Origin of the sequence: Micromonospora sp. NPDC047707 (genome assembly GCF_040704235.1) — a bacterium.
In the GTDB taxonomy this organism is placed as follows: domain Bacteria; phylum Actinomycetota; class Actinomycetes; order Mycobacteriales; family Micromonosporaceae; genus Micromonospora.
In genome coordinates, this window is the sequence record NZ_JBEYSU010000011.1 from 119,320 (window position 1) to 145,671 (window position 26,352).

Below are 26,352 nucleotides of genomic sequence, written 5' to 3' on the forward strand. Positions count from 1 at the left end.
AGGGACCCTTCCTAACAGCTCAGGAGCGGAACGGCCCGCGCACCTCGTACGTGATGCCGCCGGACGACGAGCCGGACGTGCCCCGCTGCGACGAGAAGTAGAACCGGGTGCCGTCGGGCGAGAACGCCGGGCCGCAGATCTCCGACGAGGACTGGCCGGTGATCCGCAGGAACGGGGCCACCACCTCGCTGGGCGTGATGATGTTGATCTCCATGTTGCCGCCGTCCTCGGCGACGAAGAGGTCACCGGAGCGGGAGCCGGTGATGTTGTCCACGCCGGTCAGCGGCGCGGTCCCGGAGACGAGCGAGTCGTCGTACGCGAGGTCGATGCGCTGGTTGACCGCGTCGTACGCCCAGACCCGGTTGTCGCCCTTGGTGGTGAACCAGCAGGTCCCGTCGGCGTACCAGCAGCCCTCGCCGCCGTTGAACTTCTTCGCCCCGGAGACCTGGTTGCGCGTGTACGTCGGTGAGCCGTCCGGGTCGGGTACCCGGGCCCAGGTCACCGGCCCGCTGGTGGCGGTGCCGGCCACCAGCACCTCCAGGGTGCCGCTGGAGAGGTTGCCCCAGGTGGTCGGGCGGAACCGGTAGAAGCAGCCGCTGCTCTCGTCCTCGGTCAGGTAGATCACCTGACGGACCGGGTCGCAGGCGGCGGCCTCGTGCTTGAACTGGCCCATCGCGGCTCGCCGCACCGCGGCCGTGCCGCCCTGCGGGTACGTCTCGTACACGTAGCCGCGGCTGACCTCCTCGCAGGAGAGCCAGGTCCCCCACGGCGTCGCACCGCCCGCGCAGTTCTGCCGGGTGTTGGACAGGATCCGGTACGCCGAGGCGATGCTGCCGTCGGAGTTGAACCGCACCGCCGACGCACCACCCCCCGGGTTGATCTCGGAGTTGGAGACGTAGATCCAGCCGGTGCCGGCGGCGAAGCAGGCACCGCCGTCGGGCGCGTCGTGCCAGGTGTACGACGTGCCGGTGACGGCCTGCCGGGACCGGGCGATGATCCGGCTGGTGAAGCCCGCGGGCAGTTGGATGCCGCGGGCGTCGGCCGGCTGGAGCGGGCCGTAGGGGCTGGCGCCGGGCTGGGCCGGGGCGGCCATCGCGGCGCCGGCCCAGAGACTGCCGGAGAAGGCGGCGGCGCCGCCGGCGACGCCGGCGCGCAGGAGAGTACGACGGTCCATCGGGAACCTCCGTGGGAGCAGCGAGCGGTGGCGCTGAAGTTACCGCCCACTCCATCGACGGAGGTGAACGTGAGGCGAGGCTTTCCGGACGTCCGGGTGAGCCCTCGCCGTCGGATCGGGTACGCTGGCCGACGTGACGCGGTCGTATCGATGGTTTAGGCAGCCGGCTCGCCAGCCGGTGACCTCATCGTGATCTGACGTCACCGCACACGAGCCGGCCGGGCAGGAGCTTGAGGTTCCTGCCCTTTCGCGTACGAGCAGCCGGCTCGTCCCGGGCACCGGCCCCGGCACGGTCGGCGGAAGGATGCCCACCGTGACGACCCCGGAGACGGACCGGGTCAGCGATCAGCGGATCGACCGCGTGGTGCCGCTGACCACCCCGGCACTGTTGCACCACCACCTGCCCCTGGACGACGAGCTCGCCTCGGCCGTGCTCACCGGCCGACGCGCGGTCGGCCGGGTGCTGGACCGCGCCGACGACCGCCTGCTGGTGGTGGTCGGCCCGTGCTCGGTGCACGACCCGGCCGCCGCCCTCGAGTACGCTCACCGGCTCCGCGAGGCCGCCGAGCGGCTCGCCGACGACCTGCTCGTGGTGATGCGGGTGTACTTCGAGAAGCCGCGGTCGACGGTCGGCTGGAAGGGCCTCATCAACGACCCGGGGCTGGACGGTTCCGGCGACGTGAACACCGGCCTGAGGAAGGCCCGCGCGCTGCTGCTCGACGTGCTGCGGCTGGGGCTCCCGGTGGGCTGCGAGTTCCTCGACCCGATCACCCCGCAGTACATCGCCGACACGGTGGCGTGGGGTGCGATCGGCGCGCGTACGGTCGAGAGCCAGGTGCACCGGCAGCTCGCCTCCGGCCTGTCCATGCCGATCGGCATGAAGAACCGCCCGGACGGCAGCATCTCCACCGCGGTCGACGCCATCCGGGCGGCCGGCGTGCCGCACGTGTTCCCCGGCATCGACGTCTCGGGCACCCCGGCGATCATGCACACCCGGGGCAACGCGGACGGTCACCTGGTGCTGCGCGGCGGCGGCGGCCGGCCGAACTACGACGCCGGGTCGGTGGCGGGCGCGCTGGAGCTGCTGCGCGCGGCCGGGCTGCCCGAGCGCCTGGTCATCGACGCCAGCCACGCCAACAGCGGCAAGGACCACCGCAACCAGCCGCTGGTCGCCGCCGACGTGGCCGCCCAGCTCGCGGCCGGGCAGCGCGGCATCGTCGGCGTGATGCTGGAGAGCTTCCTGCTTTCGGGCCGCCAGGACCTGGACCCGACCCGCGAGCTGACCTACGGCCAGTCGATCACCGACGCCTGCATCGGCTGGGACACCACGTCGGAGGTCCTGCGGGACCTGGCGGTGGCGGTCCGGTCCCGCCGCCGCACCCCCGCCCCAACCGCGGCCTGACCCCCCGCCGCCCCGCGCCGCGCCGCGCCTTGTTGATCAAGAGGTTCCGGTCACGACACGCCGGACCTCAGCACGAAACCCTCTTGATCGACAAAGGCCGGCGCGGCGGGCGGAGGCGTTTGGGGGGAACGGCGGCGGGTAGGTGGGCGGCGTGACCGATAACCCACCTGTGACCCAGGCCCCGGGGACCGAGTCGGCCGTCCGGCGCCTCGACGACCTGCTCGAGGACCTCTACCGCGGTCAGGAGCGGATCAGCCAGAGCGACATCCACCGGCGGGCCGTCGCCGCCGAGTTGCCGGCGGAGCTGCTCACCCGGATCTCCGCGCTGCCTCAGGGTGAGTACTCGGTCGATGAGGCGGCCGACCTCCTCGGCGGCTCGGTCACCTGACGCCACGGCCCGCTCCCCGTCGGCGGGACCGTACGGACCCCCACCCCCAGCTCGGCGCGAAGGAGAGCGACATGTCGCACCACGAGGACCAGCACGAGAAGCTGGCGGCGCTCGGCCAACCGCCGGGCGGCCGGGACACGCTGCCGGAGCCGGACTTCGCCAACGAGCACGACCGCACGGCGGTCGACCGGGACATCATCACCGGCGACGAGGACGAAGAGGAGCACGAGGAGGAGTCGCCGCGCGGCTGGTCCGGCGAGGAGAGCTGACCGATACACGTGAAAGGGGGGCCGGCGCGCCGACGCCGGGCCCCTTCCACGTACTCAGTCCTCGTCGTCGCCCTCGGCGGCCTGCTGGGCGACCGCGTACGCCATCTGGAGGAAGTCGGACGCCGCCACGGCGGTGAGCGCGGTGGCGACGAGGCGGGTCAGCCGGGGCGCCAGCACCAGCCCGCCGGTGAGCCCGGTCGCCACCCACACGGCGAGGCAGAACGGGCAGCTCAGCAGCTCCCCGACCGCGTGCCGGGTGCCGCTGCCCGAGTCGCGGACCTCCTCCATCACCTCGCCGCTGCCGATCGGCCGCTCGTACCGCGTGAACGGCGCCCGCAACGGGCTCGTCACCGCGTCCTTCGACAGCAGCCGGCTGAGCTTGTGCGTCGCGATGGACAGCAGCACCACGTCGGCGGGCGCCGGACGCTCCGGCACCGGCCGGCCGGTGCCCTTCACCACCGCCGCGATCGTCGCGGCCACCCCGGCGTAGGTGCCCATGGCCACGAGGTAGCCACCGAGCGGTCGGTGCTCGTGCGGCGCGTACGCCCGGCGTAGCCGCGCCACCTTCTCGTTCAGGTCGGTCACCCGGTCTCCCTCGGTACTGGTTTCCCGCACCGGCTCAGCCGGCCTGGAGGTTGTCCGCCACCTCGCGGGCGAGGCTCTCCAGGGCCTCGTCGGCGAGCCGGTCGGCGGTGTCGTCACCGGTCACGTCGAGCCGGGTCCGGGCGCCACCGGCATCGGCCGGATCGACCCGGAGCTCGGCGGTCCACTCCCCGGCGGCCCGCCAGCGGGCCGTCAGCTCCTCCTCGCTGACGTGCTCGGCCGGCGTCCCGTCGCCGCGCAGCGGCTCGGGCAGCCACGCCGACGCCCGGTCCGGGTCGGTGGCCGTGTTGAACACCACCTCCGGCGGCGCCGACATGCCCCGCTCGGCGGACGCCATCAGGCGTCCCTCAGCCGGCTCGGGTCGACTTCCCGCCCCGGGTGCCGGGCCAGGTACTCGGTCTCCAGCTCGGCCGTGCGCCGCAGGTGGTTCGCGAGCGCCGAGTCGGTGGCGTGGCGCAGGGTGTCGAGCCGGGTGCGGTGCAGGCTGTGCATCTCGCGGATCAGGTCGTCGTCGCCGAGTTCGGCGGGGTCGATGCCGACCAGCTCACCGTCGGTGTCCACGTCGCCGCTGGCCATGTCGTGCACATGGTCCCCGTCCCACTCGGGCATCCGCTGCTCCGGGCTCGGAAATTCGTCCTGTCGTACGGATCCGGTCATCGTCGCCCCCCTGGTCTGGTTTGGGCTGGCGTCTAGACGGTTGCCCACACCGGGTGCCACCAAACCCGCCCCGACTACGACACCGCGTCGGAGACCGTCTCCGGCCCCGGTACCCTCGATGCCATGAAGCGGCTCTGGACCCCGGCGTGGATCGCGCGCCACGTGGCCATGGTCGTGCTGGTCGGGGCCTTCCTCGCCCTGGGCTGGTGGCAGCTCAGCCGCGCGGCCGGCGGCAACGCGATCAGCTGGGGCTACGCCGTGGAGTGGCCGGTCTTCGCCGGCTTCGTGGTCTTCGTGTGGTGGCGGGAGGTCCGGCACGCGTTGCGTGACCCGACCGGGCCGTCCGAGGAGCCGGCGGCCGCCGACCCGCGGCCGGCCGGGGAGTCCCCGGCCGCCGTGACGCGTCCACCGGTACGCCGACCCGTGCGGGTCCCCCGCACCACGGTTCCCGTGCCCGGGGGCGAGGACGCCGACCTCGCCGCCTACAACCGCTACCTGCGATGGTTGAACGACAACCCGGGCGCCCGGCCCGGCGACTACCCCGGTTGAGGCCGGGTCGGAAGGACGGACGACGGTGGGCGCAGCCCTGACCCGGTACCGAGTGATCGCCTGGATCGTCGGCGTGGCGCTGATCCTGCTGGTGGTGATCGGCATGCCGCTGAAGTACGGCTTCGACAACCCGGTCGTGGTGGAGACGGTGGGCCAGGCCCACGGCTTCCTCTACATGGTCTACCTGGTGGCCACGTTCGACCTGGCCCGGCGGGCGGGCTGGCCGCTGAAGCGCATGATCCTCGTGATGCTGGCCGGTACCGTGCCGTTCGTCTCGTTCTTCGCGGAGCGACGGGTGAGCACCTGGGTGACCGAGCGCGTCGAGTCGACCCCTGAGCCGGTCGCCGGCGCGCCCACTTCCTGACTCGGGTCAGCGCACCGGCCGCCACGGGTCGGCGGAGGCGAGCGGGTCCTCCCAGCCGCCGTACCGGTTCATCTCCACGGCCCGGCGCAGCGCGCGGGTCACCTGTCCGAACTGCCGCTCGTCGTCGCTGGAGAAGAGCAGTTCGTCGGTGCCACGGCGCCGGCCCCACAGCTCGTACGCGGGCGGCCGCCAGCGGTCGCCCACGATCGCCAGCAGCACCGGCAGCAGGAACACCGCCCCCAGGATCAGGTACGCCCCGGCGGTGAGCCGGTGCAGGCCGCCGGTGAAGCCCACGAGCAGCCCGACGCCGGTGACCATTCCGCCGGTGACGACGACGGCCCGGACGGCGACGCGGTCGTGCGGCCCGCGGGTGGTGTGCAGGTGGGTGAGTTCGGCCACCGGCCAGCTGCTGCGGCCGACGGTGAACCGGTCGACGGTGACGACGATCCCGGGCCGGGCGTAGAGCAGCGTGGAGCGCGGCCGGGCGGCGCCGGTGGGTGACTGCTTCGGTCGGGTGCTGGTGTTCGGGTCCACGGCTGTCCTCCCGCGGCTCGGGGGCCGGGTCGGGGTGACACCCGCCGTATGCGGTATTGCCCGTCGACGGGACTCCCGGCTCCGGGGCCCATTGTGTGGCCCCTCCGCCAGCAGCCGGATCGGATTTGCCGAGGCTGGCGTCGTCTCGGATGGTGGCCGCCGCCGGATACGAGCCGGCAAGTCCGTCTTATCCGGCATAGCGCGCCAGGCACCGACAGCATCCGCCGAGAACGACGAAGGTGACACATCCGGCTCACCGGACAAGCCGCTCGCAGCCGTCCCGTGCGCCAAGCACGTACCGTGACGACACTCATGTTCACTTGCTGCTGTTTCGCAACATTCGCCCCTGCTTCCACTGCGGACGACTCCTGCCCCGGGTTAGGTTGTCCGGGTTGGCCTGTCGACCGCCGTCCATCCGGACGGCACGGGCCGGCGCCACCGGGGCCTCAGCACACCCTGGTGGCGGTGGGAGAGGAGCTCACGCTCTTGTCGTCCATCCGGAACACGCTGCGCGCCCTCGCGGTCGCGGTGGTGTCGGCCGCGCTGGTCGCACCGGCCGTGCCCGCCCGGGCCGAACCGACCCCCGCCGAGTTGACCCGGCGGATCGAGAAGGCCTCCGCGGACCTGGAACGCGTCGTGGAGGCGTACAACGCCGTCAACGAGCAGATCAAGGCGAACGAGAAGACGGTGGCCCGATTACAGGACCGGATCGGGCCCCTGCAGGAGCAGGCCGAGCGGAGCCGCGCCGACGTCAGCGAGCTCGCCGTTACCGCGTACAAGACCGGCAACCTCGACACCGCGGCGGCGCTGCTGCGGCCGGGCGACGCCTCGTCGCTGGTGGACCGGTTGGCGACCGTCGGGCACCTCACCCGCGAGCGGCAGCAACGGATCGCCGCGTTCACCGAAGATCAGCGCCGCCTGATCGAGGAGAAGACCCACCTGGACGTGACGCTGGAACGGCAGGCGGCACAGGCACGGGAGCTGACCAACGCCCGCAAGCGGATCGAGCGCGACCTGGCGTCGCTGTACGAGCTGCGCCGGCAGGCGTACGGACGGGCCACCGAGGCTCCGGCGGCACGCCGGGACAGCGCCCAGCAGGCGCCGGCGATCGCCGGGTCCGCCGGTGTCGCGGTCCGCTACGCGTACGGTGCCCTGGGCAAGCCCTACCGGTGGGGCGCGGACGGCCCCGACGGGTACGACTGCTCGGGGCTGACCTCGGCGGCCTGGCGCGCGGCCGGGAAGTCGTTGCCGCACAACACCCGGATGCAGTGGGGTGCGGTGGCCCACATCGGTCGCGGCGACCTGCGCCCCGGCGACCTGGTCTTCTACAGCGGCCTGGGGCACGTCGCCCTGTACGTCGGCGGCGGTCAGATCATCGACGCGCCCAGTGCCGGCCGAAACGTGCTCAAGCGGGACATGAACATCATGTCGATCGTGGGCTACGGCCGGGTCCGCTGATCCCGTCCCGGTACGACGAACGGCCGGCGTCCCCCTATCGGACGCCGGCCGTTCCCCGTCATTCCTATCAGTTCACCTGGTCAGAAGCCTGTCGGCCCAGCTAGGCGGCCTGGAGCCGCCCGGCCTCAGGCGGCCTGGAGCCCCTCGGCCCGCGCCAGCTCGCGCAGCCGGCCGAGAGCCTGGATCTCCAGCTGCCGGATCCGCTCCCGGGAGAGCGAGAACCGCGAGGCCACCTCGGTGAGCGAGTGCTCCCGGCCGTCCTCGAGGCCGTACCGCGCCCGCATGATGCCGGCCGAACGGTCGTCGAGGTGGTTGAGCAGACCCTCGATGCGCTGCCGCTCCAGCCCGGTGAGGACGATCTCCTCCGGCGACGGCGCGTCGCTGTCGGCCACCAGGTCACCGAGGTTGGTGTCGCCGTCGTCGCCGACCGGCGTGTCCAGCGACACGGTGTCCTGCGACCAGCGCACCAGCTCGTTGACCCGCTCGACGGTGACGCCGAGCGCCGCCGCGATCTGCTCCGGCTCCGGGTCGCTGCCCAGCTCGCGGGTGAGCTGCCGGGCCACGTTGCGCATCCGGTTGACGTCCTCCACGAGGTGCACCGGCAGGCGTACGGTGCGCTCCTGCTGGGCGATCGCCCGGCTGATGGCCTGACGGATCCACCAGGTCGCGTAGGTGGAGAACTTGAAGCCGCGCTCGTAGTCGAACTTCTCGACGGCCCGGACCAGGCCGGTGTTGCCCTCCTGGATCAGGTCCAGCATGGGCATCCCGGAGCGGACGTACCGCCGGGCGATCGACACGACCAGCCGCAGGTTGGCCCGGATGAACAGGTCCTTGGCCCGATCACCCTCGGCGACCACCCGCTCGAGCTCCTCCCGCTCGACACCGGCCGGGACGCGGTCCTCGTCGAGCAGGTGCTCGGCGTACAGACCGGCCTCGATCGCCTTGGAGAGGTCGACCTCCATGGCGGCGTCCAGCAGCGGCGTCCGGGAGATCTCGTGAAGGTAGACGCCGACCAGGTCGCGCTCCTCGGCGACCTCGTCGGTACGCATGCCGATGTTCTTGTCCACGTTGCCCACGGTCCCCTCGCTCGCGCCGGTTGCCCGGTTCCTTGCCATCCCCACGTCCGTCAGCTCCCTCCCCGTAACTTCCGCTGTGCCCATCGGTGCTGACACCTACACAACAGATGAGACGCGTCGGGGATTCCATGTCGTGAGTCGAAAGTGTCACGAATGCCTGATAATCAGCTGGGAGCACGGTCCATGTTTGCTGTCAGCGCCCATGTGGCGGCTCTCCGGCGGGTACCACGTACGGGCTGATGGATCGACGGTTCACCGTCCCCCTGCGGTCCATGGCAGCACTGCCCGGCCCAGGGGCACAGCGACCCGGGTCACCACCGAGCTGCGATCCTGGTCACTGCCAGATACGCGTCGGTGGACCGGTCGGTTCATCCACACCCGTGGTAAATACCCCACGCCCCGATGAACAATCCGGGGGGCGGATCTATGCCCGGCGCCGCGCGGGCCGGCGTGGGCTCAGGACGCGAGCAGCGCGAGAGCGTCGCGGACGTGGTGCTCCGAGCGGGCGAGAGCGGCCCGTGCGGCGCTGACGCCGGCCCCGGACACGAGCGAGACCAGGGCGGTCTTCAGGTCACCGTCGGCCTCGTGCAGCGCCCGCCGGGAGATCTCCTCGCTGCACCCGGTGGCCTCCATCAGGATCGAGATCATCCGGCCCCGCAGCTTGGCGTTGGTGGCCACCATGTCGATCATGAGGTTCGAGTAGACCCGGCCCAGACGGACCATCACCGCCGTGGAGAAGGTGTTCAACACCAGCTTCTGCGCTGTGCCCGCCTTCATCCGGGTCGACCCGGTGACGACCTCGGGTCCGGTGTCCACCCCGATGAACACGTCGACCGACCGGGCGGCCTCGGCCTCCGGGTTCGCGCAGAGCAGCACCGTCGCGGCCCCCTTGGCCCGCGCCGCGGCCAGCGCACCCAGCACGTACGGGGTGCGCCCGCTCGCGGCGAGCCCGACCACGACGTCACCGGCGTCGACACATTCGGCCACCTCGGCCGCACCGCCCCGGTCGTCGTCCTCGGCGTTCTCCACGGCGCGCCACATCGCCTCCGTCCCGCCGGCGAGGTGCGCGCAGAACCAGTGCCGCGGCGAGTTGAAGGTCGGTGCGAGTTCGGCCACGTCGAGGACGCCGAGGCGGCCCGAGGTGCCGGCGCCGAAGTAGTGCACCCGGTGGCCGGCACGCAGCGCGACCACCGCCAGGTCCACGGTGGCGGCGATCTGGTCGAGGACCCCGGCGACCGCGGCCGGTACCCGCCGGTCGGCCTCGTTGATCACCGTGACGACGTCCCGGGTCGTCATCAGGTCCAGGTCGACACTGCGCGGGTTGCGTCGCTCGGTGGGCGCGCCGACCCGGATCGCCGGGGGTGCCGTATCGGCCACCTCGTCCGGCTCCACCGCGGTCATGCCCGCCTCCGGGCCGAGCCGACCCGGTGCGACTGGACCGCGTCGGCGGTCACCTCCAGCGCCTTGCGGGCCCGGGCCCGGTTGCGCGCCGCCACGCCGACGAACAGGCAGTCGACGACGGTGAGCTGTGCGAGCCGGCTGGCCATGGCACCCGAGCGGTACGTGGTCTCCCGCGCGGCGGTGGTCAGGACGAAGTCGGCGACATCGGTGATCGGCGAGCGGGGGAAGTTGGTCAGGGCCACCGTGGCCGCGCCGCGGGCACGGGCCTGTTCCAGCACCTCGATCACGTCCGACGTGGTGCCGGTGTGCGAGATGCCGACGGCGATGTCGCCCCGCCCGAGCAGCGCCGCCGACGTGAGGGCCGTGTGCACGTCCGGGAAGTAGAAGGCGGTCCGGCCGATGCGGTGCAGCTTCTGCTGGAAGTCGGAGGCGACGAAGCCGCTGGCGCCGGCGCCGTAGACGTCGATGCGGCCGGCGGCGGCGATCGCCTCGACGACCTGCTCGCAGACCGCGGGGTCCAGTTGCTCCGCCGTCTCCTCGACGGCACGGGCGTCGTTGAAGGCGATGGTGGCGATGATCTGCGCCAGGTCGGCTCCGGGCGGGATGTCACCGCCGACGACGCGGGCGTCCGGCGGCTCGACCCGGCGGGCGGCCTCGGCGGCGAGGCGGATCCGTAGCTGCGGGTAGCCGTCCATGCCGACCGAGCGGCAGAACCGGATGACGGTCGCCTCCGAGGTCTCGGCGGCGGTGGCGAGGTCGGTGATCGTCCGGCGTGCGGCGTCGGCCGGGTCGGCCACGACCAGCCGGGCGACCCGCTGTTCCGCGGGGGACAGCGACGGCAGGAGCCCGCTGATGTGGACGATCAGTCCACCGGGCTCGTGACTCGCAGAAATCTTCGGACTCTTCGCCACGGATGAAACTTACTTTCATGAGGCGTGAGCGTCAACCACCACCGCCCGTGTCGGGCGAAGTACCGCCGATCACGGGACGTCGCTCGTGGCCCAGCCTGCCACCCGCCCGGTGCCGGCGCCTCCGCCGGGCGGCCGGCCGGGGCTGCCGGACCGGCCGTGCGACCAGGCCCGGAGGACACCTCCTCCGGCCTGCTCAGTGCCGGCGGGCCCCCCGGAGGCGTCGACCGGCGGGCCCCCGGACGGGTCGACCGGCGGGCCCCCGGACGCGTCGATACGACGGTACCGCCGAGGCCCGGCACCCGGGACCCCGGGCGCGGCACTAGCGTGTGGCACATGGCGGATCGGAGTGTGCTGATCACCGGAGGCACCGGCGGGCTCGGCGGAGCGGTCACCGCCGCCTTCGTCGAGGCGGGCTGGCGGGTGGTCGTACCGTCGCGGGCGAGCGCGCCGGAGCCGGCCCCGGCGGCCGGCGACGTGGTCCGGCTGACGGCGGACCTGGCCGACCCGGCGGACGTCCGGCACGCGGTCGAGGTCGCGGCCGGCGGCGCGGCCGCGCCGCTGCGCGCCGTGGTCAACCTCGTCGGCGGTTACGCGGCCGGTGGCCGGGTGCACGAGACCCCGGTGACGGAACTGGAGCGCATGCTCACCCTCAACCTGCGACCGACCTGGCTGGTCACCGGCGCCGCCCTGCCGCACCTGACGGCCGCCGGCGGCGGCGCCGTGGTCTGCGTCTCGTCCCGCGCGGCGGTCGCCCCGTTCCGCGGAGCGGCGGCGTACGCCACCGCGAAGGCGGCCGTGCTCGCGTTCGCCAACGCGGTGGCGGTGGAGTACCGGGCGGACGGGGTGCGGTGCAACACCGTCCTGCCGAGCGTGATCGACACCCCGGCCAACCGGGCCGCCCAGCCGGACGCCGACCACTCCCGCTGGGTCACGCCGGCCGAGATCGCCCCCGTCGTCCGGTTCCTCGCCTCCCCCGAGTCGGCACCGAGCAGCGGCGCGAGCGTGCCGGTGTACGGCGGCGCCTGAGCCGCCGTCAGGCCCGCAGCGGCACCGGCTCACCGTCGGCGGCGCGGGGCGGCACGGGATCCGCCGGGGCGACCGGCTTCGCCCGGCCGGCGGCGGCCAGCCAGGCGTCCAGGTGCCCCCGGATCTGCCGGGCCACCTCGTCGGCGGGGCGACCCGCGTCCACCAGGACGAACGTCGGGTACTCCGGCAGCGTCCGGTACGCGCGGTCGGCCGCCCTCAGGTAGGCCATGCTCTCGTGGTCGGTGCCGCGCCGCTCGATCCGCCGGTACGCCTCGGCCGGGTCCACCGACAGCAGGAACGTCACCTGGGGTCGGGGGAACATCCGGTAGCCGAGCCGGGCCAGCCGTTCCCAGCGCTGCCCGCCGTGCGCCCGGATGCTCGCGTACTGGCAGACGGCGTACCGGTCCATCACCGCGATCCGGCCGGTCAGCAGGCGACTGAGCAGCGCGGTGACGATGGCGAGCCAGCGCAGCACGGACTCCGCGGCCAGCAGGCCGGTCCGTCCGAGCAGGCGCTGGGCGTCCGCCCGCCCGAGCCGCTGCGCCACCCGGCCGAGGAACCGGCGGCCGCCGGCGTTGCGGTGGTAGGTGGCGGGGTGACCCGCCGCGGTGAGCGCCTCGGCGAGCCGGTGCGCCTGGGTCGTCTTGCCCGAGCCGTCGATGCCGATCAGGGCGACGGCACGCAATCGGGCCCTACCGCGCCGCGCCACCTTCGATCTGGCCACCCTGCCCAGGTTATCCGACCCACGCTCGCCGCTCCGGCGATATGTCGCGTTTGGGAATGGTTGCTAGCTACCCGCGCGCCTGCCAGGTGTGGCCGACGGCCATGCCGGGTACCCGACTTCGAAGCCTTCCCCCTGACCACCACGACGGGAGATCCAGATGGCCGAGCGCGGGGACGAGACCCTGTTGCACACCTTGAAGAAGGTCGCCGCCGTGCTCAAGCAGGAAGACATCCCCTTCGCCCTCGGCGGCAGCTTCGCCGTGTACGCCCACGGCGGCCACTCGAGTGAGCACGACGTCGACTTCCTCATCCGCGAGGTGGACGTCGACCGCGCCCTGGAGTCCCTCGTGGCGGCCGGGTTCACCGCCGAGCGCCCGCCGGAGGACTGGCTGGTCAAGGTCTTCGACGACGGCCGCATGGTGGATCTCATCCACCGCCCCATCGAGACCCCGGTGACCGACGAGACGTTCGGCGACACCGTGGTCCGCCCGGTCGACGCGATCCACATGCCGGTGCTCTCGGCGACCCAGTTGATGGTGCACAAGCTGCTCAGCTTCTCCCAGCACTACTGCGACTTCGCCCGCGGCCTGCCGCTGGCCCGGTCCCTGCGGGAGCAGATCGACTGGGAACGGGTACGGAAGGAGACACAGCACTCGCCGTACGCCGAGGCGTTCCTGGTGCTGCTGGACCGGCTGGAGGTGGTGCCGTACGCCGGCACCCCGGAGGGAGAGGGGACACCGTGACCGAGCATCGCGACGTCGCCACGGGACCACCCGACGAGTACGTGGAGGCGGAGATCCACCGGTTGCTCACCGAGGACCCCGCCGTCGCCGAGCAGGGGATCACCGTGGCCCGCAAGGAACGCGGTCTCGTGCTGTCCGGCGAGGTGGAGAGCCCGCACCGCCGCGAGGAGATCCTGCGCCGGGTGGCCGAGCGCTTCCCGGACGTGCCGATCACCAGCGACATCGGGGTGATCCGCGCGCAGGCGCCCACGCAGATCGAGCAACTGCCCTGAGGGAGGCACGATGGTGATCCGGATCGCCGCCGTGGGAGACGTGCATCTGGACGAGGACGTGGTCGGCCGCTTCCGGCCGGCCCTGGAGGAACTGTCCGACTGCGCCGACGCGCTGCTGCTCGCCGGGGACCTGACCCGGCACGGCACCGAGGCCGAAGCGCGGTGCGTGGCACAGGAGTTCGGTGGGCTGGGCGTGCCGGTGGTGACCGTGCTCGGCAACCACGACCACCAGTGCGACCAGGTGCCGCAGGTGGTCAAGGTGCTGGAGGACGCCGGGATCACCGTGCTGGAGGGCACCGGCGTGGTCCTGGAGTGCGCGGGCGGGCGGCTCGGCATCGCCGGGGTGAAGGGGTTCGGCGGTGGGTTCGCCGGACGCTGCGCGAGCGACTTCGGGGAACCGGAGATGAAGGCGTTCGTCCGGACCACGACGGACAGCGCCGACGCCCTCGGTGCCGCCCTGCGCTCCCTCGACTGCGACGTGCTGGTGGCCCTCACCCACTACTCACCGGTTCCGGACACGCTGGCCGGCGAACCGCTGGAGATCTACCCGTTCCTCGGCTGCTACCAGTTGGGGCAGGCGATCGACTCGGCAGACACCGCACTGGCCATGCACGGGCACGCGCACCACGGGACCGAGCGGGGAACGACGCCCGGCGGCGTACGGGTCCGCAACGTGGCGCACCCCGTCATCAAGCAGGCGTACAGCGTGTTCCACCTGGGTGACCATCTCGATCAGGGCGAGGTTTCCCGGATCGCTGCCTCGGGTACTCGATGACCATGGAGCTGATTCTCTGGATTCTCGCAGTCGTGCTTGTGGTCGCCGGTATCCTCGCGCTGTTCCGGCGGCAGATTCTCTGGGGCGTCGTCCTCATCATCGTCGGGCTGCTGGTCGGGCCGGGTGGTGTCAGCATCTTCAGCTGAGCCGGCGTCGGCCGCCGCGCGCGCCGGCCGACGCCGCCGACCGAGGGACCCGCCGGGGTCGTCGCGACCGGAAGCTCCGTCCTCCCGACAGGAGCTGGCCGGTCGCGGCGACCCCGGCGCCGTCGGTTCGGGTTTCGACCCTCTCCAGGACGGAAACATCTCGATGATGGAGATTTCTCGGAGCGACCGGCGCGCAGACGGCGCCCGGCAGTGGTGGGTTCTGCTCGGCTTCGGCGCGGCCGTGTTCGTCGCCGCCGCGATCGGCGGTCTGGGCGTCCGCGGCACCGCCGCCGAGTACGCGAACCTCGACCAACCCTCCTGGGCCCCGCCGTCCGGGCTGTTCGGGCCGGTCTGGACGGTGCTCTACGCGATGATCGCCCTGGCCGGCTGGCTGGTCTGGCGCCGGGCCGGCTTCGGGCCGGCGCTCTGGGCCTGGACCGCCCAACTCCTGCTCAACGCGATCTGGACCCCGCTGTTCTTCGGCGCGGGCCGGTACGGGCTGGCGTTCGCCGACCTCGTCCTGCTGTGGCTGACGATCGGCGTGACGGTCGCCCTCTTCTGGCCGGTCTCCCGGGCCGCCACGGCGCTGATGCTCCCGTACTGGGCCTGGGTGACCTTCGCCGGAGCCCTCAACCTCGCCATCTGGCAACTCAACAGCTGACGCCCGAAACCCCACCTCACTGCCGCCCGCGGTCGCCCGCCGACTGCGGGCGGCGGCACGTCCGGCGACGCTCCGCCCCTGCACAATGGCCAAATCGTTACCGATCCGATCAACCTTTCACCGTTGCGCCACAACCCTGTAACGGATTGACTGACGGCCTCGAACTCCTCTGTCCGAGGCCGGCGGTGATCCCCCGGCCCGGGCGGCGCTTGACGAGAAAGGAAGGGCCCCATGCCATTTCGTGCCACGAAGTCGCGCCTCGCGGCTGCGTCGGCCGGCGTTCTCGGCCTCACGCTCACTCTCACCGCCTGCGGTGGCGGCTCCGACAACGACACCTCGGCGGACGCCCCGTCCGTCGACTGCGCGCAGTTCAGCCAGTACGGCGACCTGAAGGGCAAGACCGTCACCGTCTACGCCGGCATCGTCACCCCCGAGGACAAGGCGTACGTCGACTCGTACAAGCCGTTCGAGGAGTGCACCGGGGCCACGATCAAGTACGAGGGCGACAAGTCCTTCGAGACGCAGATCCTCGTCCGGGCCAAGGCCGGCAACCCGCCGGACATCGCGATCGTCCCGCAGCCCGGTCTGCTGGCGCAGCTGGTCGAGACCGGCCGGGTCAAGGCGGCACCGCCGGAGGTGGGCGCCAACGTCGACAAGTTCTGGGGCGCCGACTGGAAGTCGTACGGCACCGTGAACGGCACCTTCTACGCCGCGCCGTCCGGCGCGAGCATCAAGTCGCTGGTCTGGTACTCCCCCAAGGAGTTCAAGGACAACGGCTACCAGGTGCCGAAGACCCTGAACGAGTTGGTTCAGCTCTCCGACAAGATCGCCGCGACCGGCAAGAAGCCGTGGTGCGCCGGCATCTCCAGCGGTGAGGCCACCGGTTGGCCGATCACCGACTGGATGGAGGACATGATGCTCCGGCTCAACGGGCCGGAGACCTACGACAAGTGGGTCAAGCACGAGATCCCGTTCAACGGCCCCGAGTCGACCGCCGCGCTCGACGAGGTGGGCAAGTTCCTGAAGAACGACAAGTACGTCAACGGCGGTCTCGGCGACGTCAAGAGCATCGCGACGACGACGTTCCAGGACGCCGGGCAGCCGATCCTCGAGGGCACCTGCTCGCTGCACCGGCAGGCCAGCTTCTACGCGGCCAACTTCCCGGAGAACACGAAGGTCGCCGAGGACGGGGACGTCTTCGCCTTCTACCTGCCGGGCAAGGACGCCAACTCCAAGCCGCTGCTCGGTGGTGGCGAGTTCAACGTCGCCTTCGCCGACCGGCCTGAGGTCAAGGCGTTCCAGACGTACCTGTCCACCGACACCTGGGCGAACGTGAAGGCGCAGGTCTCGCAGGGCTGGGTGAGCGCCAACAAGGGCCTGGACGTCGCCAAGGTGAGCAACCCGATCGACAAGCTCGCCGCCGAACTCCTCCAGGACCCGAACTCGGTGTTCCGCTTCGACGGCTCGGACCAGATGCCGGGCGCGATCGGCTCGAACGCGTTCTGGAAGCAGTCCACGAGCTGGATCACCGGGCAGAGCACCAAGCAGACCGTCGACAACATCGAAGCCGCCTGGCCGAAGTGAGCTGACGGTCTCGGGGCCGGCCGGAGCGGACGCTCCGGCCGGCCCCGCACCGTCGGAGGGAGGTGAGTTCCAGGTGACCACCGCTGAGAAATTCCTCGAGATGGGCATCGCGATCGGGCTCTTCGTGGCGATCGTGGGCGTCATCCTCTTCGTCGCCGGCCGGATCGGTGGCGGGCGCGGCGACCGCTGGGTCGCGTACCTCTATCTCGCGCCCGTCGTGCTCATGCTCGCCGTCGGGCTGATCTACCCGGCTGGCCGCACCATCTGGCAGTCCTTCTTCGACGCCGCCGGCACCTCGTTCGTGGGGATCGACAACTACCACACGATCTTCACGTCCCCCGATCAGCTCACGGTGCTGCGCAACACCGTGCTCTGGGTGGTGGTGACGCCGTTCGTGGCCACCGCCGTCGGCCTGCTCTACGCCGTCCTGGTGGACAAGGCGCGGCTGGAGGCGTTCGCCAAGGCGCTGATCTTCCTGCCGATGTCGATCTCGTTCGTCGGCGCGTCGATCATCTGGAAGTTCGTCTACGAGTACCGGCCGGACCAGCCGGGCGTACGGCAGATCGGCCTGCTCAACCAGCTGATCGTGTGGGCCGGCGGCACGCCGCAGCAGTGGCTGGTGGAGTCGCCGTGGAACACGCTGTTCCTCATCGCGGTGATGATCTGGATCCAGGCCGGCTTCGCGATGACGGTCCTGTCCGCCGCGATCAAGGCGATCCCGGACGACGTGGTCGAGGCGGCCCGACTGGACGGCGTCAGCCCGGTGGGCATGTTCCGCTACGTGACGCTGCCCAGCATCCGCCCCGCCGTGGTGGTCGTCCTCACCACGATCGGCATCGGCACCCTGAAGGTCTTCGACATCGTGCGGACGATGACCGGCGGCCAGTTCAACACGAGCGTCGTGGCGAACGAGTTCTACAGCCAGAGCTTCCGCAGCGGCAACGAGGGGCTGGGCGCGGCCCTGGCGGTGCTGCTCTTCGTGCTGGTCATCCCGATCGTCGTCTACAACGTCCGGCAACTGCGCGCAGCGGAGGCGTCATGACCGCGACCAGCACCCCACTGTCCACCACGCCGCCGGTCCAGCCGACCCGGACCAGCACCGCCCGCGCCCGCAAGCGGCTCACCTCGCCGTGGGCGTCCCTCGCCGCGGTGGTCATCGCCGTGCTCTGGACACTGCCCACCTTCGGCCTGGGCATCTCCTCGCTGCGGCCGGAGCGGGAGATCAAGACCACCGGCTGGTGGACGTTCTTCACCGAACCGACGATCACGCTCGACAACTACCGGGACGTGCTGGCGGCCGAGGGCTCGGAAGGGCTGGGCGCCTTCTTCGTCAACTCGTTCATCATCACGATCCCGTCGGTGATCATCCCGATCTGCCTCGCCGCGCTGGCCGCGTACGCCTTCGCCTGGATCCACTTCCCGGGTCGCAACATCCTGTTCGTGGCGGTGTTCGCGCTCCAGATCGTGCCGATCCAGGTCACGCTGATCCCGCTGCTCACGCTCTACGTGGACGCGGGCCTGGTCGGGTCGTTCTGGACCATCTGGCTCTCGCACTCGATCTTCGCGCTCCCGCTGGCGATCTTCCTGCTGCACAACTTCATGCGGGAGATCCCGGCCGGGTTGCTGGAGGCGGCCCGGGTGGACGGGGCCGGCCACGTCCAGATCTTCTTCCGGGTGCTGCTTCCGCTGCTGACTCCGGCGCTGGCCGCGTTCGGCATCTTCCAGTTCCTGTGGGTCTGGAACGACCTGCTGGTGGCCCTCACCTTCGCCGGTGGCGGCGACGAGGTGGCCCCGATCACCGTGGCGCTGGCCAACCTCAGCGGCACCCGGGGCACCGCCTGGCACCTGCTGTCCGCGGGCGCTTTCGTCTCCATCATCGTGCCGGTGGTGGTCTTCCTGCTGCTCCAGCGCTACTTCGTGCGCGGCCTGCTGGCCGGCGGCCTGAAGGGCTGAGCCCGGCGCACCGCGCCCGGCAGCCGCTCGGCGGCGGGCGTGCACCGACGGCGCGGCGGCGGCGTGCACCGACGGCGCGACGGCGGCGTGCACCGACGGCGCGACGGTGATCCGCGGCATACCGGTCCGCTGTCCACCCGGCGGCACGTCGCCGGGGGCCGGACAATGGAACGCGCAGATGGTCCGTCCGTCCCGGGGATCCGGGGCGGGCGGGCCGCGGACCGCACCGGACCGGCACGAGACACGGGAGTAGACCTGAACACGCACCCGACGCACCCGGACCCGACCGAGGCGCCCGTCACCGGCTGGTGGACCGAGGCCGTCATCTACCAGATCTACCCGCGCTCCTTCGCCGACGCGAACGGCGACGGGATCGGTGACCTGCCCGGCATCACCGCCCGGCTCGACCACCTGGTGGAGCTCGGCGTGGACGCCGTGTGGCTCTCCCCCTTCTACCCGTCACCCCAGGCGGACGCCGGGTACGACGTCGCCGACTACCGGGGCGTCGACCCGCTGTTCGGCACGCTCGCCGACGCGGACAAACTGATCACCGAGGCGCGCTCGCGGGGCCTCCGGGTCATCGTCGACCTCGTCCCGAACCACACCTCGTCGGCGCACCGGTGGTTCACCGCCGCCCTCGCCGCCGGCCCCGGCAGTCCCGAACGCGACCGGTACGTCTTCCGGGACGGCAAGGGCGCCGACGGCGACCAGCCGCCCAACGACTGGCAGAGCGTCTTCGGTGGGCCGGCCTGGACCCGGGTCACCGGGGCCGACGGCCGCCCCGGTCAGTGGTACCTGCACCTGTTCGACCCGGGTCAGCCCGACCTGAACTGGGACAACCCGGAGGTGCGGGCGGAGTTCCTCGACGTGCTGCGGTTCTGGTTGGACCGGGGCGTCGACGGGTTCCGGGTGGACGTGGCGCACGGTCTGATCAAGCAGGCCGACCTGGCCGACTGGCAGGAGCCGCAGGAGATACTCTCCGGCCGGGAGGTCGACAAGCCACGACCGCCGATGTGGGACCAGGACGGCGTACACGAGATCTACCGGAACTGGCGGGCGCTGCTCGACAGCTATCCCGGCGAGCGGATCCTGGTCGCGGAGGCCTGGGTCGAGCCCGCCGAGCGGCTGGCCCGGTACGTGCGCCCGGACGAGATGCACCAGGCGTTCAACTTCGAGTACCTGCTCGCCTCGTGGACCGCGCCGGCCCAGTACGCCGTCATCACCCGCTCGCTGGAGGCCACCGACGGGGTCGGCGCACCGACGACCTGGGTGCTGTCCAACCACGACGTGGTCCGGCACGCCTCCCGGCTCGGCCTGCCGGTCGGCACCCCCCGACCGCACGGGATCGGCATCGGCGACGAGCAGCCGGACGCCGCCCTCGGCCTGCGCCGGGCGCGGGCGGCCAGCCTGCTGATGCTGGCCCTGCCCGGCTCGGCGTACCTCTACCAGGGCGAGGAACTGGGCCTGCCCGAGCACACCACGATGCCGGACGAGGCCCGGCAGGACCCGACGTGGGAGCGCAGCGGCCACACCCTGCGCGGCCGGGACGGCTGCCGGGTGCCGATCCCGTGGGAGGCCGACGCGCCGTCGTACGGCTTCGGACCGACGGACGCGAGCTGGCTGCCCCAGCCGCCGGTGTGGGCGGAGTTCGCGCTGGACCGGCAGCGCGGGGTGCCCGGTTCGACGTACGAGCTGTACCGCACGGCGCTGCGCCTGCGCCGCGAGCACGGGCTGGGCCGGGGCACGCTGGCGTGGCTCGCCACCGGGGACGAGGTGCTGAGTTTCCGCAACGACGGGCTGACCGTGCTGACGAACTTCGGCGGGGTCCCGGTGCCGGCGCCGGCTGGCGAGGTGGTCGCCGCGAGCGCCCCGCTCACCGACGACGGCCGGGTGCCCACCGACGTCACGGTGTGGGTGCGCTCCGCCTGACAGTGTTGAGAGGGGCCCCTTGTACAACGCCAGGCGTTAACAGGGGGCCCTTCCTTACAGCCGCTCGGCGCGGGTGTGCAGGAGGTCGCGCACCTCGGCGATGTCGCGCGGTGAGGTCCGCGCCGCCAGCCAGTACATGATCCCCGTGGGCACGAAGAAGAGCTGGAAGGCCGCGAGCCCGACCGCGTAGTTCAGCGGCGGTGGGAACGCGACCCGAAGGCCGTGGAAGGCCACCCCGACCAGTCCGTTGCCGGCCGCCCGCCCGACGCCGTTGACCAGGTTGCCCAGGCTGTAGACGGTCCCCCGGTGCTCGGGCGGGTTGACGTCGGCGATCAGCGCGAACCAGTTGGGCGAGTTGGCGGAGGTCAGCGCGAGCGCCAGCAGCGCCGTGAGCAGGCTGAGCCCGACCGTCGGTTCGGTCAGCACGCTGGCCAGGACCGCACGGACCACGGCGCCGGCGCCGGCGCCGTCGGGCACGTCGATGCGGATCGGCACGAAGAAGAGCACCAGGTAGAACGGGAGCGCCGCGAGGATGCCGACCGCCGCGACCAGTGCCCGGCCGGAGGGCGTACGCCGTTGCAGCGCGTCCCCGACCAGCCCGCCGACGATGGAGAAGACGCCGCCGAGCTGGAACAGGGTGGCGAAGACGCTGCCCACCACGACCGCGGTGGCGGTCGAGTAGCCCTGGGCCTCGGCCCGCTCGGTGAAGAGCACGGGCAACCACACCAGCGACCCGAACGCGGCCTGCGCGGTGAGCCCCTGCAGGATCAGCCAGCGGTTCGTCCGCCGGCCCACGATCCGCGGCAGGTCGGCCCGGCTGATCCGGTAGTCGTACTCGGCGCCGCCGGCGAGCACCTCGGCGAGTTCCGGTTCGCTCTGCCCGCGCCGGATGTCGTACGTGAACAGGTACGCCGCGGTGGCGGCGAGGCCGACCACGGTGAGCACCACGAAGGGCCGGCGCCAGTCCGCCGCGCCGAGCAACCCGCCGACCAGCGTGCCGGCGAGCGTACCGACGCCCTGGGACAGCCCCCAGAAGCTCATCACCAGGCCCCGCCGGCGGGGCGAGATGAGGTCGGTGACCACGGAGAACCCGACCGACCCGACCGCGCCGAGCCCGACCGCCCCGATCAGCTGGGCGGCCAGGAACGCGGGGTACGTCCCGGCGACCGCGCTGCCACCGGTGCCCACCGCCCAGATCAGGGTGCCCAGCATGAGCAGCGGCTTGCGGTTGGCACGGTCCCCGACGTACGCCCAGCCGACCGCCGCCACCGCGCTGACCAGGAAGCTGACGGCGGTGACCAGACCGAGCAGGCGCTGCGGCACCTCGAACGCCTCGGCGATCGAGCCGTACAGCGGGGGGACCAGGCCGATCGCCACGTTGTCCAGCGAGGCGAGCAGCACGAACACCACCACGCTGTAGATCCGGTGCGCCGCGCCGCCGCCCCAGGCGCGTACCGCGCCGTCCCTGGCCACCGTCATGCCCGGCAGCCAACCAGGGCGAGATCACGGCCCGGTCACCGGGGTCGGCCCAGGGCCGGTGTCGCGGTCCCTCGGTCGGGGACGTCGACACCGGCCGGGTGGGTCCGGTCAGTCCCGGCGGTCCAGGACGTGCTCGCGGGCCTGGGCGTACCGTTCGCGGATGGCGGGGACGGGATCGGCCTCGTACGTCTCCGCGTCGCCGGACGTCCACAGCGGTGGCTGCGCACCGCCCAGGGCGACCCAGGCGGCCTGGCGGGCGGCGCCGTCGGCGACGTACTCGCCGGGCGGCGGGACGACCACCGGAACACCGAAGACCTGCGGGGCGATCCGCCGTACCGCCGCCGAGCGGGACCCGCCGCCGACCAGGATCACCCGGCGCACGGTGGCGCCCTGCGCGACCAGCGCGTCCAGGCCGTCGGCGAGGGCGCAGAGCATCCCCTCGACCGCCGCCCGGGCCAGGTGCGCCGGCGTCGACGTGCGCAGGGTGAGGCCGTGCACCGAGCCGGTGGCATCCGGCCGGTTCGGGGTCCGCTCCCCCTCCAGGTACGGCACCAGGACCAGCCCGTCCGCCCCGGGCGGCGCGGCGAGCGCCAGCTCGGCCAGTTCGTCGAGGCCGACCCGGAGCAGCGCGGCAGCGGCGTCGAGCACCCGCGCGGCGTTGAGCGTGCAGACCAGCGGCAGGAAGCGGCCGGTGACGTCGGCGAAGCCCGCGACGATGCCACTCGGGTCGGCCGCCGGGGTGTCCGCGACGCTGAAGACCGTGCCGGAGGTGCCGATCGAGACGACCACGTCGCCGGGGCCGGCGCCGGCCCCGAAGGCCGCGGCGGCGTTGTCGCCGGCCCCGGGACCGAGCAGCACCGTCCCACCCGCCGTCCCCGCGAGGCGCGCCGGGGCGGGCTCCGGGGTCATGCCCGCGAGCACGGCGCGGTCGAGGTGACCGGCGGTCTCGGCCGGGCCGAGTACCCGGGGCACCGTCACGACCCGGCCGAGCGCGCGTTCCAGCAGGTCCGGGCGGTACGCGCCGGTCGCCGGGGACCAGTAGCCGGTGCCGCTGGCGTCGCTGCGGTCGGTGCGCAGCGCGTCGAGGCCGGGGGCGCCGGCCAGCCGCCAGGTCAGCCAGTCGTGCGGCAGGCAGACCGCCGCCACCCGGGCGGCGTTCGCCGGCTCGTGCCGGGCCAGCCAGCGCAGCTTGGTGACCGTGAAGCTGGCCACGGGCACCGCGCCGACCGCGTCGGCCCAGAAGCGGCGGCCCTCCTCCCCGCCCCCGGCCTCGGCGACCAGGCCGGCGGCGGCACCCGCCGACCGGGTGTCGTTCCAGAGCAGCGCCGGGCGGACCACCTCGCCGGTCTCGTCGAGGCAGACCATCCCGTGCTGCTGTCCGGCCACCGAGATCGCCGCCACGTCGGCGAGCCCGCCGGCCGCCGTCACCGCCTCCCCGAGCGCCGACCACCACGCGGCGGGGTCGACCTCCGTGCCGTCCGGGTGCGGCGCCCGGCCCTCGCGGACCAGGGCGCCGGTCTCCGCGTCCCGGACGACCACCTTGCACGACTGGGTCGACGAGTCGACCCCGGCTACGAGCGGCATCAGCGGGCGCCGAGCAGGTGCTCGACGGCGAGCTGGTTGAGCCGGACGAAGCCGAAGCCGCGGGCGGCGGCCGCGTCGACGTCGTACTCCTCGAAGGCGGACCGGTCGGCGAGCAGGTCGGTGTAGCTCTCGCCGTCGGCCAGCGTCGGCGTGGCCAGGTCGCCCACCCGGCTGGCGGCGAGGGCCTCGGCCACCTCCGGGTCCGCCCGGAAGGCGGCGGCCCGCTCCTTGAGGAGGAGGTACGTGCGCATGTTCGCCTCGGCCGAGGCCCACACGCCGGTCATGTCCTCGGTGCGGGAGGGCTTGTAGTCGAAGTGGCGGGGACCGTCGTACGCCGGGCCACCGTTCGGGCCACCGTGCTCCAGGAGGTCGACCAGGGCGAACGCGTTGAGCAGGTCGCCGTGGCCGAAGACCAGGTCCTGGTCGTACTTGATGCCACGCTGGCCGTTGAGGTCGATGTGGAACAGCTTGCCCTGCCAGAGGGCCTGCGCGATGCCGTGGGCGAAGTTCAGCCCGGCCATCTGCTCGTGGCCCACCTCCGGGTTGAGGCCGACCCGCTCCGGGTGCGCCAGGGTGGAGATGAAGGCGAGGGCGTGGCCGACGGTGGGCAGCAGGATGTCGCCGCGCGGCTCGTTCGGCTTGGGTTCGAGGGCGAAGCGCAGGTCGTAGCCGCGGTCGACGACGTACTGGCAGAGCAGGTCGACGGCCTCCCGGTACCGGTCCAGGGCGGCGCGCACGTCCTTGGCCAGGTCGTACTCGGCGCCCTCCCGGCCGCCCCACATGACGAAGGTGCGGGCGCCCAGCTCGGCGGCGAGGTCGACGTTGCGGAGCACCTTGCGCAGCGCGTACCGCCGCACGTCGCGGTCGTTGCTGGTGAAGCCGCCGTCCTTGAACACGGGGTGGGTGAAGAGGTTGGTGGTGACCATCGGCACCACCAGCCCCGTCTCGTCCAGCGCCTTGCGGAAGCGGGTCAGGTGGGCGTCCCGGGTGGCCGCGTCCGCGCCGAAGGGCACCAGGTCGTCGTCGTGGAACGTGATGCCGTACGCGCCGAGCTCGGCGAGCCGGTGCACGGCCTCGACGGCGTCCAGCTCGGGACGGGTGGCGTCGCCGAACGGGTCGCGGGCCTGCCAGCCCACCGTCCAGAGGCCGAAGGAGAACTTGTCGGCAGGGGTGGGACGGGGTGCCATGACAGACCTCCGGGGTGTCGTCCACTATTTGTTCAGTGGTTGAATTATTTGACCGGCATATGGCACTGTCAAGGGGTGAGCCGCACCGCCGCCGTACCCGCCGGGGCCGCCCGGCAGGGCAGCCTGCGCGAGCTCAACCTCGCGCTCGTGCTCGGCCGCATCGCCGACGCCGACCGCCCGCCGTCCCGGGCCGACCTCGCCGCCCACACCGGGTTGACCCGCGCCACGGTCTCGGCGGTCGTCGAGGACCTGCTGATCGGCCGGCTGGTGACGGAGGTGGAGCCGGCGCCGCGCGCCGGCGCCGGGCGGCCCGCGCGCGGGCTGGTCCTCGCCGGCGACGGCCCAGCCGGGCTGGGCCTGGAGGTGAACGTCGACTACCTCGCCGTCTGCGTGGTCGACCTCGCCGGCCGGGTGCGGCACCACACCGTCGAACGGGCCGACCTGCGTCCGGTCCCGCCCGCCGAGGCGCTCGACCGGCTCGTCGCCCTGGCGGCGACCGCCCGCGCCGACGCGGCCGACCAGGGCCTCACGCCGGCCGGCGCCGCGCTCGCGGTGCCCGGGCTCGTGGACGACGCCGGCCTGGTCCGCCTCGCGCCAAACCTGGGCTGGCGGGACGTGCCGGTGGCCACGCTGCTGGCCCGGCACCCGGCGCTGACCGAGCACGTCGACGGCGTACCGCCGCTGGTGGTCGACAACGAGGCCAACCTCGCGGCCCTGGGCGAGCTGCACGCCGCCCCGTCCGGGGCGGCGAGCTTCCTGCACATCTCCGGCGAGGTGGGCATCGGCGCCGGCATCGTCCTGGACGGGACGCTGTTCCGGGGAACGCGCGGCTGGAGTGGCGAGATCGGCCACGTCCCGGTCCGTCCGGACGGGCGGCCGTGCCGCTGCGGGGGGCGCGGCTGCCTGGAACGGTACGCGGGCCAGGAGGCCGTCCTCGCCGCGGCCGGCCTGGCCGGGGCCGACCTGCCGGCCGACACCGCGGCGTACCACCTGGCCGAGCTGGCGCGGGCCGGCGACCCGGCGGCCCTGGCCGCGCTGCACGACGCCGGGACCGCGCTCGGCGTGGCGGTGGCCGGCGTGGTGAACCTGCTCGACCTGGACACCGTGGTCCTCGGGGGCGGATACGCCCCGCTCGAGCCGTGGCTGCGCCCACCGGTGCTGGCCGAGATCTCCCGCCGGGTGCTCACCGCCGCGTGGTCGCCGGTGACCGTACGACCCGCGACGCTCGGCACCCAGGCGGCGGCCGTCGGCGCGGCCGGTTCGGTGGTCCGCCGCATCCTGGCCCGGCCGGGCGGCTGGCTGGCGCACCGGTCCTGACCGCACGGGCCGGCGCCGGGCCCCGGGCCCGGGCCACGGCCGGGCCGGCGCGGTTGACGCCCACCGGCCCGGACTCCGGCGCGGGCGTCCCGCCGCCCGCCTCGGTACCCTTGTCGCCGAGCAACGACGTCCAGCCGAGGAGTGCACGACCAGCATGCGGACAGGTCGACGGACCCGGGCGCCCGGC

Annotated in this window: 29 protein-coding genes; 17 read left to right on the forward strand and 12 right to left on the reverse strand. The window is 72.8% G+C overall.

The features are described 5' to 3' along the window. Positions 1-19: 19 nt before the first annotated feature. Positions 20-1,174 (reverse strand): alkaline phosphatase PhoX, encoded by a 1,155-nt coding sequence (locus AB0873_RS15270; RefSeq protein WP_366600338.1) that lies wholly within the window; start codon positions 1,172-1,174, stop codon positions 20-22. 304 nt (positions 1,175-1,478) lie between these two features. On the opposite strand from AB0873_RS15270, the gene AB0873_RS15275 reads away from it, so the two are divergent. The 3 genes from AB0873_RS15275 to AB0873_RS15285 all read left to right on the forward strand — a co-directional run bounded on the left by AB0873_RS15275 (position 1,479) and on the right by AB0873_RS15285 (position 3,233). Then, positions 1,479-2,576, forward strand: a complete 1,098-nt coding sequence (locus tag AB0873_RS15275) for a 3-deoxy-7-phosphoheptulonate synthase (RefSeq protein WP_366600340.1) — start codon at positions 1,479-1,481, stop codon at positions 2,574-2,576. Positions 2,577-2,727: 151 nt separating this feature from the next. Beyond that, positions 2,728-2,964: a hypothetical protein gene (locus tag AB0873_RS15280; RefSeq protein WP_366600342.1), complete on the forward strand. Its 237-nt coding sequence runs from the start codon at positions 2,728-2,730 to the stop codon at positions 2,962-2,964. A gap of 71 nt (positions 2,965-3,035) precedes the next feature. After that, on the forward strand, positions 3,036-3,233 hold the full coding sequence (locus tag AB0873_RS15285) for a hypothetical protein (protein ID WP_366600344.1): 198 nt from the start codon (positions 3,036-3,038) through the stop codon (positions 3,231-3,233). A gap of 54 nt (positions 3,234-3,287) precedes the next feature. On the opposite strand, the gene AB0873_RS15290 is transcribed toward AB0873_RS15285, so the two are convergent. From AB0873_RS15290 to AB0873_RS15300, 3 genes are read right to left on the reverse strand one after another with little or no spacing between them, the layout of a single operon-like run. Further along, a complete protein-coding gene (locus AB0873_RS15290; protein WP_366600346.1) occupies positions 3,288-3,818 on the reverse strand; it encodes a DUF1360 domain-containing protein in 531 nt (176 codons plus the stop codon). A gap of 34 nt (positions 3,819-3,852) precedes the next feature. Then, on the reverse strand, positions 3,853-4,173 hold the full coding sequence (locus AB0873_RS15295) for a hypothetical protein (RefSeq protein ID WP_155330593.1): 321 nt from the start codon (positions 4,171-4,173) through the stop codon (positions 3,853-3,855). Next, positions 4,173-4,493 carry a DUF6158 family protein gene (locus AB0873_RS15300; protein ID WP_155330592.1) on the reverse strand — a complete coding sequence of 107 codons (321 nt, stop codon included), beginning with the start codon at positions 4,491-4,493 and terminating at the stop codon, positions 4,173-4,175. The genes AB0873_RS15295 and AB0873_RS15300 overlap by 1 nt, the downstream gene beginning before the upstream one ends. Positions 4,494-4,616: 123 nt before the next feature. Between AB0873_RS15300 and AB0873_RS15305 the strand changes: the two genes are divergently transcribed. After that, a complete protein-coding gene (locus tag AB0873_RS15305) occupies positions 4,617-5,042 on the forward strand; it encodes a hypothetical protein (protein WP_366600348.1) in 426 nt (141 codons plus the stop codon). 25 nt (positions 5,043-5,067) lie between these two features. Beyond that, positions 5,068-5,406: a DUF3817 domain-containing protein gene (locus AB0873_RS15310; protein WP_155330590.1), complete on the forward strand. Its 339-nt coding sequence runs from the start codon at positions 5,068-5,070 to the stop codon at positions 5,404-5,406. Positions 5,407-5,412: 6 nt separating this feature from the next. Here AB0873_RS15310 and AB0873_RS15315 read toward each other — a convergent pair whose 3' ends face one another. Continuing rightward, entirely contained in the window at positions 5,413-5,940 is a 528-nt protein-coding gene (locus AB0873_RS15315) for a DUF6232 family protein (protein ID WP_366600350.1), read from the reverse strand. Positions 5,941-6,426: 486 nt separating this feature from the next. Between AB0873_RS15315 and AB0873_RS15320 the strand changes: the two genes are divergently transcribed. Then, positions 6,427-7,398 (forward strand): NlpC/P60 family protein, encoded by a 972-nt coding sequence (locus tag AB0873_RS15320; protein ID WP_366600409.1) that lies wholly within the window; start codon positions 6,427-6,429, stop codon positions 7,396-7,398. A gap of 125 nt (positions 7,399-7,523) precedes the next feature. Here AB0873_RS15320 and AB0873_RS15325 read toward each other — a convergent pair whose 3' ends face one another. The 3 genes from AB0873_RS15325 to AB0873_RS15335 form a co-directional block, all read right to left on the reverse strand. Next, positions 7,524-8,513, reverse strand: coding sequence for a sigma-70 family RNA polymerase sigma factor (locus AB0873_RS15325; protein WP_366600352.1), 990 nt, complete (start codon positions 8,511-8,513; stop codon positions 7,524-7,526). 417 nt (positions 8,514-8,930) lie between these two features. Further along, a complete protein-coding gene (gene murQ / locus AB0873_RS15330; RefSeq protein ID WP_366600354.1) occupies positions 8,931-9,875 on the reverse strand; it encodes an N-acetylmuramic acid 6-phosphate etherase in 945 nt (314 codons plus the stop codon). Then, positions 9,872-10,786, reverse strand: a complete 915-nt coding sequence (locus AB0873_RS15335) for a MurR/RpiR family transcriptional regulator (RefSeq protein ID WP_155330587.1) — start codon at positions 10,784-10,786, stop codon at positions 9,872-9,874. The genes murQ and AB0873_RS15335 overlap by 4 nt, the downstream gene beginning before the upstream one ends. A gap of 333 nt (positions 10,787-11,119) precedes the next feature. On the opposite strand from AB0873_RS15335, the gene AB0873_RS15340 reads away from it, so the two are divergent. Then, positions 11,120-11,812, forward strand: a complete 693-nt coding sequence (locus AB0873_RS15340) for an SDR family NAD(P)-dependent oxidoreductase (protein WP_366600356.1) — start codon at positions 11,120-11,122, stop codon at positions 11,810-11,812. Between the two features lie 7 nt (positions 11,813-11,819). On the opposite strand, the gene AB0873_RS15345 is transcribed toward AB0873_RS15340, so the two are convergent. Next, positions 11,820-12,536: a dTMP kinase gene (locus tag AB0873_RS15345; RefSeq protein ID WP_155330585.1), complete on the reverse strand. Its 717-nt coding sequence runs from the start codon at positions 12,534-12,536 to the stop codon at positions 11,820-11,822. A 157-nt stretch (positions 12,537-12,693) separates the two neighbouring features. On the opposite strand from AB0873_RS15345, the gene AB0873_RS15350 reads away from it, so the two are divergent. The 9 genes from AB0873_RS15350 to AB0873_RS15390 all read left to right on the forward strand — a co-directional run bounded on the left by AB0873_RS15350 (position 12,694) and on the right by AB0873_RS15390 (position 20,598). Beyond that, positions 12,694-13,278 carry a nucleotidyltransferase gene (locus AB0873_RS15350; RefSeq protein ID WP_366600358.1) on the forward strand — a complete coding sequence of 195 codons (585 nt, stop codon included), beginning with the start codon at positions 12,694-12,696 and terminating at the stop codon, positions 13,276-13,278. Further along, complete coding sequence (locus AB0873_RS15355; protein ID WP_155330583.1) at positions 13,275-13,550, forward strand: hypothetical protein; 276 nt, start codon at positions 13,275-13,277, stop codon at positions 13,548-13,550. The genes AB0873_RS15350 and AB0873_RS15355 overlap by 4 nt, the downstream gene beginning before the upstream one ends. Positions 13,551-13,560: 10 nt before the next feature. Next, a complete protein-coding gene (locus AB0873_RS15360) occupies positions 13,561-14,325 on the forward strand; it encodes a metallophosphoesterase (RefSeq protein ID WP_366600360.1) in 765 nt (254 codons plus the stop codon). Positions 14,326-14,327: 2 nt separating this feature from the next. Next, positions 14,328-14,471: a GPGG-motif small membrane protein gene (locus AB0873_RS15365; protein ID WP_168215290.1), complete on the forward strand. Its 144-nt coding sequence runs from the start codon at positions 14,328-14,330 to the stop codon at positions 14,469-14,471. A 166-nt stretch (positions 14,472-14,637) separates the two neighbouring features. Next, entirely contained in the window at positions 14,638-15,132 is a 495-nt protein-coding gene (locus AB0873_RS15370; RefSeq protein ID WP_366600362.1) for a TspO/MBR family protein, read from the forward strand. A gap of 231 nt (positions 15,133-15,363) precedes the next feature. Continuing rightward, positions 15,364-16,716 carry an ABC transporter substrate-binding protein gene (locus tag AB0873_RS15375; protein WP_155330580.1) on the forward strand — a complete coding sequence of 451 codons (1,353 nt, stop codon included), beginning with the start codon at positions 15,364-15,366 and terminating at the stop codon, positions 16,714-16,716. 100 nt (positions 16,717-16,816) lie between these two features. Continuing rightward, entirely contained in the window at positions 16,817-17,758 is a 942-nt protein-coding gene (locus AB0873_RS15380; protein WP_366600410.1) for a sugar ABC transporter permease, read from the forward strand. Beyond that, positions 17,755-18,669, forward strand: coding sequence for a carbohydrate ABC transporter permease (locus AB0873_RS15385; RefSeq protein ID WP_366600363.1), 915 nt, complete (start codon positions 17,755-17,757; stop codon positions 18,667-18,669). The genes AB0873_RS15380 and AB0873_RS15385 overlap by 4 nt, the downstream gene beginning before the upstream one ends. A 165-nt stretch (positions 18,670-18,834) precedes the next feature. After that, positions 18,835-20,598, forward strand: coding sequence for an alpha-amylase family glycosyl hydrolase (locus AB0873_RS15390; protein WP_366600364.1), 1,764 nt, complete (start codon positions 18,835-18,837; stop codon positions 20,596-20,598). 54 nt (positions 20,599-20,652) lie between these two features. On the opposite strand, the gene AB0873_RS15395 is transcribed toward AB0873_RS15390, so the two are convergent. From AB0873_RS15395 to xylA, 3 genes are all read right to left on the reverse strand, one after another. After that, positions 20,653-22,077 (reverse strand): MFS transporter, encoded by a 1,425-nt coding sequence (locus AB0873_RS15395; RefSeq protein ID WP_366600365.1) that lies wholly within the window; start codon positions 22,075-22,077, stop codon positions 20,653-20,655. Positions 22,078-22,185: 108 nt separating this feature from the next. Continuing rightward, positions 22,186-23,661: a xylulokinase gene (gene xylB / locus AB0873_RS15400; RefSeq protein ID WP_366600367.1), complete on the reverse strand. Its 1,476-nt coding sequence runs from the start codon at positions 23,659-23,661 to the stop codon at positions 22,186-22,188. Then, positions 23,661-24,848 (reverse strand): xylose isomerase, encoded by a 1,188-nt coding sequence (gene xylA / locus AB0873_RS15405; protein ID WP_155330574.1) that lies wholly within the window; start codon positions 24,846-24,848, stop codon positions 23,661-23,663. Before xylA ends, xylB begins: the two co-directional genes overlap by 1 nt. Before the next feature lie 75 nt (positions 24,849-24,923). Here xylA and AB0873_RS15410 point away from each other — a divergent pair, with 75 nt between their 5' ends. Next, a complete protein-coding gene (locus AB0873_RS15410) occupies positions 24,924-26,165 on the forward strand; it encodes an ROK family protein (RefSeq protein WP_366600368.1) in 1,242 nt (413 codons plus the stop codon). Positions 26,166-26,352: the final 187 nt, after the last annotated feature.